This is a genomic window from Ensifer sp. YR511, assembly GCF_900103045.1.
In the GTDB taxonomy this organism is placed as follows: Bacteria; Pseudomonadota; Alphaproteobacteria; order Rhizobiales; family Rhizobiaceae; genus Ensifer; species Ensifer adhaerens.
Genome location: NZ_FNGR01000039.1, coordinates 44,496 through 54,741, shown reverse-complemented (window position 1 = coordinate 54,741; position 10,246 = coordinate 44,496). Strand labels below are relative to the sequence as shown.

General features: G+C 58.4%; 9 protein-coding genes and 1 pseudogene. 8 read left to right on the top strand and 2 right to left on the bottom strand.

Going from position 1 to position 10,246, the window contains the following annotated elements; genetic code table 11:
* Positions 1-850 (bottom strand): annotated as a pseudogene (locus BLU15_RS34115) (phosphoketolase); the annotation flags it as partial.
* 205 nt (positions 851-1,055) lie between these two features.
* Positions 1,056-1,721, bottom strand: a complete 666-nt coding sequence (locus BLU15_RS34110) for a CBS domain-containing protein (RefSeq protein ID WP_090301556.1) — start codon at positions 1,719-1,721, stop codon at positions 1,056-1,058.
* A gap of 238 nt (positions 1,722-1,959) precedes the next feature.
* On the opposite strand from BLU15_RS34110, the gene BLU15_RS34105 reads away from it, so the two are divergent.
* The 8 genes from BLU15_RS34105 (at position 1,960) to BLU15_RS34065 (ending at position 9,005) form a co-directional block, all read left to right on the top strand.
* Positions 1,960-3,129, top strand: a complete 1,170-nt coding sequence (locus BLU15_RS34105) for a tyrosine-type recombinase/integrase (protein WP_090301554.1) — start codon at positions 1,960-1,962, stop codon at positions 3,127-3,129.
* Between the two features lie 318 nt (positions 3,130-3,447).
* Positions 3,448-3,651, top strand: coding sequence for a helix-turn-helix transcriptional regulator (locus BLU15_RS40730; protein WP_090301553.1), 204 nt, complete (start codon positions 3,448-3,450; stop codon positions 3,649-3,651).
* A 407-nt stretch (positions 3,652-4,058) separates the two neighbouring features.
* Entirely contained in the window at positions 4,059-4,307 is a 249-nt protein-coding gene (locus tag BLU15_RS34090; RefSeq protein ID WP_090301549.1) for a hypothetical protein, read from the top strand.
* Entirely contained in the window at positions 4,285-6,669 is a 2,385-nt protein-coding gene (locus tag BLU15_RS34085; RefSeq protein WP_090301547.1) for a bifunctional DNA primase/polymerase, read from the top strand. The genes BLU15_RS34090 and BLU15_RS34085 overlap by 23 nt, the downstream gene beginning before the upstream one ends.
* 270 nt (positions 6,670-6,939) lie before the next feature.
* Positions 6,940-7,113 carry a hypothetical protein gene (locus tag BLU15_RS39735; protein WP_090301546.1) on the top strand — a complete coding sequence of 58 codons (174 nt, stop codon included), beginning with the start codon at positions 6,940-6,942 and terminating at the stop codon, positions 7,111-7,113.
* 10 nt (positions 7,114-7,123) lie between these two features.
* Positions 7,124-7,432, top strand: a complete 309-nt coding sequence (locus tag BLU15_RS34075) for a hypothetical protein (RefSeq protein WP_090301545.1) — start codon at positions 7,124-7,126, stop codon at positions 7,430-7,432.
* Complete coding sequence (locus tag BLU15_RS34070) at positions 7,429-7,827, top strand: hypothetical protein (RefSeq protein WP_090301543.1); 399 nt, start codon at positions 7,429-7,431, stop codon at positions 7,825-7,827. The genes BLU15_RS34075 and BLU15_RS34070 overlap by 4 nt, the downstream gene beginning before the upstream one ends.
* A 2-nt stretch (positions 7,828-7,829) precedes the next feature.
* Positions 7,830-9,005 carry a hypothetical protein gene (locus BLU15_RS34065; RefSeq protein ID WP_090301541.1) on the top strand — a complete coding sequence of 392 codons (1,176 nt, stop codon included), beginning with the start codon at positions 7,830-7,832 and terminating at the stop codon, positions 9,003-9,005.
* Positions 9,006-10,246 lie beyond the last annotated feature (1,241 nt).

The following is a 10,246-nucleotide window of genomic DNA, read 5'->3' as shown; positions in this document are numbered from 1 at the left end:
TGATGCGGGCATCGTCCCAAATCTGCCGGATTTCGGCCGTCGCCGTATCGAGCACGTCTGCCAGTTGCTGGTGGACCTTTGCCGGATCATGCCCTTCGACGAAATAGGGTTTGTAGCCCATGCCCTCGAAGAACTTCTTCAGCTCGTCGTGCGGAATGCGGGCGAGGAAGCAGGGATTGGCGATCTTGTAGCCGTTCAGGTGCAGGATCGGCAGAACACAGCCGTCGCGGGCAGGGTTGAGGAACTTGTTGCTCTGCCAGCCGGTCGCAAGCGGCCCGGTCTCGGCCTCGCCATCGCCGACGATGCAGGCAACGACCAGATTGGGATTGTCGAAGGCGGCGCCATAGGCGTGGCTGAGTGCATAGCCGAGTTCGCCGCCTTCATGGATGCTGCCGGGCGTTTCCGGCGCCACATGGCTCGGGATGCCGCCGGGAAAGCTGAACTGCTTGAACAGCCGCTGCATGCCTTCGGCGTCTTCGGCGATGTTCGGATAGAACTCCGTATAGGTCCCTTCCAAATAGGCATGCGCCACCAGAGACGGCCCGCCATGGCCGGGACCGATGATGTAGATCATGTCGAGGTCGTCGCGTTTGATGACGCGATTGAGATGCACGTAGAGCATGTTGAGGCCCGGCGACGTGCCCCAATGGCCGAGCAGGCGCGGCTTGATGTGCTCGCGCTTCAGCGGTTCGCGCAGAAGCGGATTGTCGAGCAGATAGATCTGCCCGACCGACAGATAGTTCGAAGCGCGCCAATAGGCGTCCATCAGGCGGAGTTCGTCGGCCGACAACGGTGCTGCTGATTTTCCGGATGCCGTCTCTTTCATCGATGCTGTTTCAGGCGAAACCATCTGAGCCTCCCGGTCAAAAGGACCTATGCTGAAATTCCCTCCAGCTTGCCGTCGCGCAAGCCATCCCAGTCTCTCGAATTCGCTACGGTCGTTGCTGTTTTTTCTGCGGCGGGCAGGATGGTGGAACGCTTGAAGTACGAACGACAGCAGCAGGAATACGCTTGCAGCGCCGCGGGCACAGGCCGCGGCGGTCTCGACGCATATCTTATTGCGGATAAGGCTCGGCGTAATGCTCGACCACGCCGCGAACGCCGCGCACGTTCTCAGCGAGGATGCGGGCCGCCTTACGGCAATCGGCGGTATCCACGTTGCCCCAGAGGTGCACGATGCCGTCGGTCACGGCGACCTTTATGTCCAGGCCTTCAAGACCGGTATTTTCGCCGATGCGCACCAGGATACTGCGCCGGATGGCTTCGTCGCCGGCCGCCGTCTCGTCCTGCTTTGCAGACAAGATCGCCTGCAGCAGATCGGCGCGACTGACGATACCGACAACAAGGCCGTTTCTAAGCACCGGTACACGCTTGATGTCGCGCTCCCGCATCAGAGACGCGACGCGCGCGACCGAGGCATCCTCATCGATGGTCACGGGATTGGCCGTCATGGCATCACCGACCCTCCAGGAGGATCGGCGCACATAGGCGCTCGCCCGCTCGTCCGCGGCCCCGGTCGGGTCGGCGACCGGAATGCCGCCGCCAAGCTCGCTCCGGCGAATGAGGTCGCCTTCGCTGATGACGCCCACCAGGGTTCCATCACCGTCGACCACGGGAAGGCCACTTACATGATTATCGAGCATGATCCGGGCTGCCTGCCTGACGCTATTGTCAGGGGACAGCTTGACGACCGACGTCGTCATTACATCTTTAACGAGCATGTCGATCCCGCTCCCCAAAGGACTTGGCACCGTCATTTCGCTTCGTAAGGTAGTCCCATCTCGTCGGTTCGACAACTAATGGGTGGAGAAAAGGGAAATGGCGGACAGGGTGTCCGCTGCTCCGCCGTTTTCTTGGAATATTTGGTCCGTATCTCACTGAGGTTTATCATAAATTCCGTATGTTCCGTCTGTTCGTTATGATAACCGTCTTAGAAATCGCGGCTCGACGGAGGCTTTCTTGGCGCGCAACAAGCTGTCTGAAACAAAGATCAAAACGCTATCCACGCCTGGCATCTATGGCGACGGCGACGGCCTCTATCTGCGAGTGCAAAAAGGTGGGAGCAAAAACTGGGTCTTCATCTACCGTCGCGGAGACAGGCGAAACGAGCTTGGACTCGGCGGCTATGGGCAGGGCACCGCACCTGTACCGCTAGCATTGGCGCGAGAGAAAGCCGATGTGATCCGCCAGCAACTGGCGCGAGGTGAGGATCCACGTGGCGATCGCGTCTCCATCAAGCCGAAGACCTTCAAGGACTGCATGGACGATCTACTGAAGGCGAAGGAATCTGAATGGACAAATGACAAGCACGCCGATCAGTGGGTAATGACTTTGCGCGACTATGCGAAGCCTCTTCACGATCTACCAATCGGCGACATTGTGATAGGCGACATCAAAGATTGTCTCATGCCGCATTGGACTGAGCGGCCAGAAACTGCGGAACGGTTGCGCGCCCGGATTCAAGCCGTCATCGATTACGGGATTGCGCATGAATGGCGCACTGCTGGAAATCCCGCGCGATGGAAGGGCTTGCTGGAAAAGGTGATGCCCAAGCGACAGAAGTTGACCCGCGGGCATCATGCGGCCATGGCAGTCAAAGATGCGCCCGAGGCCGTCGCGAAGCTTCGCAAGTCCAAGGGTAAGGCGGCTCGGGCGGTTGAGTTCTTGATCTTGAATGCCAATCGCACCGCCGAGGTGCGCGGCGCGCTTTGGTCAGAGTTCGATTTTGAGGAGAAGCTCTGGGTCATCCCGGCCGCCCGAATGAAGAAGAAGCGGATTCATCGGATACCGCTTTGCCCACGGTCCCTCGGTATCCTCGAAGAAATGAAGCAGAAGGCTACCAGTGATCTGGTGTTCGAGGGCGCCAAAAGCGGATCACCGATCAGTGATTCTATGATGACGAAGGCGCTACGAGCCGCTTCCAAAGATAAGGCTGTCACACTTCACGGGATGCGATCGACGTTCCGTGACTGGGCCGGGGACAGCACCGACCACGCGCGCGAGGTCATCGAAGGCGCGCTCGCACACATCGAAGGGGACGCGACAGAACAGGCTTACCGTCGCTCTGACGCAATCGAGAAGCGGCGAGCGTTGTTGAGTGACTGGGAACTATATCTCACGAAATCCTAGTTGTTTTACAAATGCGTCAAGCAGTTTATTTCTCCGCTAAGCAAATAAATCCGTTGGGAAAAATGTAAAGCGGTACTATATGGTTCATACAGGCGCATTTGTGGTGGATGTGCTTTGCCGCGGGGTGGTGCCCGCGAGACCGGAGTAATCCGGAGTAAATTGCAGCTGAAGCTGCCGGCATTGGGTCCTCCGTGTGGACCGGCGCCTTAGGCGTCAAGAAACGTCAACCCGGCCATGGCGCGCCGGTCACCAAACTTCTCGACAAAACCCTATTAGAAACGACGCAACGATTCCGTCCGCGCGCCGCAGAGGAGCACCATGTCCCCAAGCAATGACAACTTTGCATTGATTTCACTGAAAGACACCTGCGCTCTCACGAGCATGTCCAAGACGATGATCCACCGTCTTAGGTCAGAAGGCAGGTTTCCAGCCGCGGCTGAGCTTGGAGAGAAACGCATAGCGTTCTCTCGCAAAGAAGTTCATGACTGGATTGCACAGAAACTCGCCGCTCGCGCCGCGTAGTCCTTGACGATACTTTAGCGTCAACGGTTAATACTTGGCATCACCGGAGACCGAAGAACGCCAAGACTGCCATGACGATCACAACAAGTCCGACAATGTAAATAATCTGGTTCACGATCGCTCCTCCGTTTTGTTCGGAGAATGAACGGATTCGATCGCAGTAAAGTTCCATTTCACAACCATTAGCCGACCGGCGTCATCGCCGGCGAAGGAGGAATCTGTTTGCGAAAAATAGAGGAGACAAGCGCGGCGTTGCGCGCTTTCGAAGATGAAACACGGAGAGCCCTGGGTGTTCCCGAGGGGGCGGATTGGACTCTGTATCTCCCTGAGAACGGCCGCGGCGATCGAATATTCGCTCGTTGGCAGCAACTAGCGCGCGCTGCTCGCCAAGCGGAGCGGAGAATCGCATGAAGGTTCTCTCTATCAGGCTGCTGCATGCAGGCAACGCGATCGCTCGTTTCGACATCGAGGTCCCTGGCGGGATACGCCTCTTCAATCTGAAGCTCTCTCAAACCCCGCGCGGCCTTCGCGTTCATTCTGCCAGCGCTTTTGGCAATTCAACCGCGACGTTCACGCCGGAAACGGCTGAAGCGATTACGCAAGCAGCTCGTGAAGCTATCGGAGATGTAGACCTTGACCGCCTCAGCGCAGCCTAAACTCCCCGCACAGGACCTAGCCGACCTTCGCCGCGGTCTGCTCGCCAACGGCTATATCCCCGTCCCGGTTGACGGCAAGCGCCCGAAGATCAAAGGATGGTCGAACTTCCGGCCAAAGCCCGAGCAGATCGATGGTCAGATACGACGCTATTCCGACCATACCAACACCGGCATCCTCTGCGGCGACGTGGTGGCCGTCGATATCGACGTCCCGGATATCTACGCAGCGGAACACCTGCGCACAATGGCACTGGCTCTTCCAGGGGCCGATAGCGCTCTACAGCGTATTGGCCGCGCTCCAAAGGTGACCTTCATCTTCCGCGCATCGGACGCTCGACGGAAGAAAATCACCGGCAAGTACATCGTCAACGGCCACGAATGCCAGATTGAAATCTTGGGCCAAGGCCAGCAGTTTGTCGCCTTTGGCATCCATCCGGATACCGACAAGGCTTACGAGTGGACAGGCGCATCTCCGCTCGACGTGCCGTTCGCCGACCTGCCCGAGATCCATGCCGAGGCTATCGACGCATTCGTGGCCGAGGCCGACGCCTACCTCGCGTCCATAGGTACGGCTATCAGCAAGAGAGCCGAGCCGCGTGCTGTTCAGACGACCGGCGGCAGCTTCTGGAAACAGGTGAATTCTGCGGCACTGGCCGACCCTGACCGTTGGGTACGGGACCTTTTCTCCACCGCAACGAAAGAGGCGGGGACCGGCGCATGGCGCATTACCTCAGAGGATCTCGGGCGTTCGCTGGAGGAAGACATTTCCATCCATCAGGATGGCATCCGCGATTTTGGTACTGAAAAGGCGTGCACCGCCATTGAGCTTGTCATCGATTATGCTGGCGCCGCCAATCCCAAAATGGCCGCTTTCTGGCTGTGCGAGCGCCTCGGGCGAGCCCCCATGGACCTTGGCTGGGAGGACCGCGATATCGGCGCTCGTATGACGCTCGGCAGCCTCACCAAGGCTCCTGCGGCTGCGAACGACAATGTGGAAGAAGAAGATGAAGCAGACGAGGCGCCAGTAGTCCTGCCGCAGGCCACTGGTTTGCCCGAGCATCTTTGCTTCCCGCCAGGAGCCGTGGGCGATTTCACGCGCTTCATTGTCGGCTGCGCTCGCTTCCCTTCGCCGCACCTCTCGCTAGTCGCGTCGCTTGCCTTCGTGGCCGGCCTGATCGGTCGGCGGTATCGAGGTCCAACAGGGCTGCGCTCCAATCTGTACATCGTTGGCTTGGCGGAATCAGGCTTCGGCAAGGACGTTACGATTCGCGCCACCTCTGCGCTTGCCGATTCCACCTCGTGGGGCAGCAAGGTCAGCGAGGCACTTTTTGCCGATCAAATTCGAAGCCTTCCCGGCTTGGCAGGCAAACTCAGGAAGTCGCCCTCTGCCATAGCTGTTCAAGACGAGTTCGGACGGTGGCTTGCCGAGCATACTGGGAGAAACACCGCTTCACATCGAGCCGAAATAACTGCCTCCCTCATGGAGCTGACTGGGGCTCCCACTGGTTTCTGGGGAGGCCAGGAAAAGGCAGGCGGCAATATTCCTCGCATCGTTGCGCCATGCCTGAGCGTCCATGGGGTTTCGACTCCCTCAACATTCTGGAATGCGCTCTCGAGCGGAAACATCTCAGAAGGCCTGCTCGGCCGCCTTGTCCTCATTGATGTCGGAAATGGAGAGCCGGTGAAAGTGCGCCGCCCCCCCAATAGTATTGAAGACATTCCGACCGCGTTATCTAAGCAGGTAGCTGAGCTTCTCGGGCTGTCCGCGGGAAAGTTCACGGGGTCGTTTTGCGCACTTTCAGCGAGATCTGACGAAAAGCCGCATCCTATCATGACAGCACAGTGGGGGGACGGCGTCGACGACTTGTTCGAAGACTTCGATGATCGCATCCGCGCGATGAAACGGACGATCGACCCGCAGTATCGCCCGATCCTCAACCGCGTGGGCGAAAATGCCGCCAGGCTGGCGCTGATCGTTGCAGTCGGATGTGACCCGAAGGAACCGATCATAACACGAGAAATTCAAACGTGGGCCAATGCGGTTGCCGAACACAGCCTCAACGTGATCCTGCGAGGCGCAAACGACAATATCGCCGACAACGATCGGGCGGCTGAGTATCTGCGCGTTCGACAGCAGATCACGCGCCGAGGGTCGGACGGAATTACGGCGCGCGCGATCGTAAAAAACCTCCGAGGCGCGATCGACCGCCGGCGACTTGAAGACATCATGGCCATGCTGCGGCAGGCGAGGGAGATACATCTGGCGAAACTCACAATGGAGAGCGGTCAATCACAGGTGCGCTTTTGGGCGGCTGAATCGTTGCCAGACGGTGCAGTCATCGTCCCGATTGAGGCTGGGTGAAAGGTAGGGGATTTGCCTGGGGGATAGGCCGGGGAAAGGGTGGGTGCAAAATCCGTGAACGCCATAACCCGCTGTCTGATTTCCCCCAGTCTTCCGGCAGTCTTTCCCCCACCCTTGCACCCACCCTTCCCCCCAGTCTTTTGCATAAAAAATTCAATAAAAACAATAATATATACAGGAGAGGGTACGTCTAGAATGGGGAGATACCCTCAATGCGGTTTTTGAGGGCTCAAGTCGTTAGCCACACGTACGCGCGAAGGAGGACACACCATGGAAGTTATCGAAACGAAACGCGGTCGGAAAACTATCCACCGCCTGGACACGAGTCAGGTCGATCAACTCGACGAGATATCTGGCGACGAGCAACTCGCGCTGGTCTGGTGCGAAACGCACCGAAAATGGGAATGGCACTGGATCGACCGTGCCGAGCTTAACGACAACTGAGGAGAACAGGATGACCAAGGCAGACGAATTCGCCACTAAACACGATATCGCGGCCACGTCCGCGGATGTCGCGCGCATCAAGACCGCGCTGCAGCGTTTCTACGGCGCCGTGGAAACAATTGATCCTGTTCGCCGAGGTTGGATCCAATTGCATGATGGACCGGCCATCAGGGCAGCGTTTGAAAAGCACAACCCCAGCACTCCGGCCCACGGAGCCGCGATGGCTATGGCAGAGATGCCAGAACATTGGCCGACAACGTATCGTGCCTCGGTTGCCTATCACCTTTGCCCGCTTCTGGAAGAGGTCGTCAATTCGTGACCCGGATCAAAAACTTTGACCGCTCCGCACGTCGCGAAGCAGCACGCGCGCAGGAAGCGCTTCGCACGATCGTGGCCGACAGCACAGCACCAAGAGACCCTCGCACACGAGGCGAGCACTATAGGCGCCACCTCGCGGATGCAAACCGCGTCATCGACACGCTGCAGGTCCGCATCGCCGAGTTGGAGGCTGAGTTGCGGAAAGCCAAGCGTGATGCCGAGTACGACTTATCACTCTGCGTCACGAGGACTGCAGCCGAAGAGGCTAGGCAAGGTGCTTATCGCCTTGCGATAGCCAAGGCGGTGGACATCATTGAAGGCCCCGAGCACGTGCCGTGCGACCTGTCGGAAGAAATCCACAAGTTGCCGAATCCAAAGCCGAAGTGGACCAAATAGCAATGAGCAAACCTCAGAAGAATCGCGATCTCTCGCAACTCTCCGCTCTCCTTGCGGAACACATTAGCGCGCCTTCGCTAAGTCCGGTTCCCAAGCCCAAGAAAGCTCGCGCCCTAGCTCCCGCCAACGATAACAGACCAGCGCGCGAGCAACTGGCCTGGCCGGCACTTGAACGACTTGCCTACCGTGGCGATTACAGGCGGCTTTTCGCCCTGCGTCACTGGAAAAATATGGTGTTTCCAGGGTCTGAAATTGATCCTCCGGAAGAAAACAATCTGGATCCGGAAGTTATCATCGAAGTCCGCCCCTCAGAGGCGGAGCTCCTCGCCGGCGTCGGCTGGAGGATCGTTGGCAGGGAGCGGTGGCACTACACGAACGAAAAGGTGAATGTTTACGAGCCCCGTGAAGCTAACGAAACTCGGCGGCAGAACAAGAACGGCGGCATTGATACTCAGCTCGGCGATTTGCTTTTCCGAGATGGCGCATTGATCGAGTGGGGCAGGACCGGCAAAGGTAGGTCTCTACGCCCTGTCGAGCGCCCTCGTGGCGCCAAGGGGAGCGGCAATCCGGCGAGGTCGAACAGCGCGATCTGGAGCTACCTTAAGCTTCCCGGTGCCGTGGCCTCGCCTTTAACGGCAAAACCGTATTCGAAGCCACTTTCAGGCGAACCAGCGATCGGCGACTACTATTCGCCGCTGCCGCGAGAGGAGCCGAGCGCAAAGGACAAGAACGGACGGTTCGGCGTAGTCGAGGGAAGGGAGCTCCTTCAGGGTCTTGGCGTCGACGGTTCGGTGCCATTCGAGCGCCTGCCGGTTCCAGCAAAGCGCTGCCCAGACGGTCTTGTGTCCGGCCCACAGTGGATAGGCGGCGTCAAGAAGCCGAAGCCGATAGGCGAGATATCAGCCGCTGCTGGTCGCGAACCGGAGTTTGTGAGACCGGTCGAGACGATCAATTATGTCGAACATCTCCGCCGTCACCTCGGCCACCATGCTCTCGTGCTCGACATGGCGATCACTGATGCGACGGCGAAGGAGATCGGCATTGCTGCTGGGCGGGCACCCGCTTATGCGGAGAAGGTCGGTCCATCTCTTATCGATGCCGCGATTGACGCACTGATCGATTTGGACGAGACGGCACGCGGCGATTTTGTGCAGGTGGAAGAGAAAATCGCGGCATGATGTCCGGTCGGGCGCATCTTCGAACCGTATTTAATTGAATGGGTGATTTACCCAAAAGGCCGCCATTGTGCGGCCTTTTCACTTTGAGGCGCTGCCGAGCTGCGGACGTTCGAAACTCGCGATGCTCGCCGGGACTGCCTCTTTCCTACCGACGACACTTAGGCGGACGCTTCGCGTTGTGCAGAAGTTCACGGGCTGTCGCGAAATGACCGAATAACTGCCGCAGCCGCTTCTCTTCATCATCTTTGAGACGATGCCGCCTGCAGAATTCCGCAACGGACCAAACCTTGGTAGCTGCATTGGGGTCGAGTTTCTTGCTTTCCAGACGCTCCATCGTGTACCTCCCTGCGATTCGGAAGATAAACAAAGGCCCGCCATTTTCGTTCCCCTGCGGCGCAGCCACCAACAAGACGAGACACGCTTCCACAAAGCGCACCCGTCTGGTTGCTCATTGCCCATCTACGGCTAGATGCTAGCGGCTTGGACGCGGCATTCCGTCGGCATCTCTATCCCCTGGCGCTCTCCTCCTCTGGCGACGGGTGATCGTGCGGCCCGCTCTCCTGTTCTGCAGGATTGAGCGGGCCGCCTTTGTTTTTTTCGGCTCAGCCTCGGGGGTTAGTCGCTAACGCGAGAAAGCTCTGCAGTGAAGTTGATGCCCGGTGCTTGCGGGGACGTCCCCTTGGCCGAAATGTTATCTCCGGAAACGCGGCCATCGAGGTTGATGGTAGCTTTGTCGACGCCGAAGACCGAAGTGACGCCATTGTGCGCTGTGTGGCGGTCTGTGGTTACGACGGCTGTCAGTCGGTCTCCTACGGTTGTGTATGAGCCGACATAGTATAGGCCAGCGTCACCGCCCCACATCTTACCGTCTATGGCATGAACGACGCCAGCGCCCGAACCCAGAGGTGTTTGGAAATGCACACGATAGAGGCCGTTTCTCATTGTTTGCGATGCTCCAAGAAAGTTGAGACTGCCAATGAATAGCATACAGCCTTGCCGTGTTGTAGAGCCATCCAACCACCTTAAAATAGATCGAGCGACTTACCACCGTTGGTACGGCCTGAAAGCCTGGCAGGACGCACGTCAGGTGCAGCTTGCCCGCCAGCCGCTATGTGAGCGGTGCCTTCAATCCGAGATCGTGACTGAAGCAACGGTCGTAAACCACCGCACTCCTCATCGCGGGGATTGGAAGTTGTTCGTCGATCCGGACAATCATGAGAGCGTGTGCCAGCCGCACCACG

Coding starts and splice junctions, on each gene's coding strand:
- BLU15_RS34110 (WP_090301556.1), bottom strand. CDS start 1,721: ATGCTCGTTAAAGATGTAATGACGACGTCGGTCGTCAAGCTGTCCCCT.
- BLU15_RS40730 (WP_090301553.1), top strand. CDS start 3,448: ATGTCCCCAAGCAATGACAACTTTGCATTGATTTCACTGAAAGACACC.
- BLU15_RS34090 (WP_090301549.1), top strand. CDS start 4,059: ATGAAGGTTCTCTCTATCAGGCTGCTGCATGCAGGCAACGCGATCGCT.
- BLU15_RS39735 (WP_090301546.1), top strand. CDS start 6,940: ATGGAAGTTATCGAAACGAAACGCGGTCGGAAAACTATCCACCGCCTG.
- BLU15_RS34075 (WP_090301545.1), top strand. CDS start 7,124: ATGACCAAGGCAGACGAATTCGCCACTAAACACGATATCGCGGCCACG.
- BLU15_RS34065 (WP_090301541.1), top strand. CDS start 7,830: ATGAGCAAACCTCAGAAGAATCGCGATCTCTCGCAACTCTCCGCTCTC.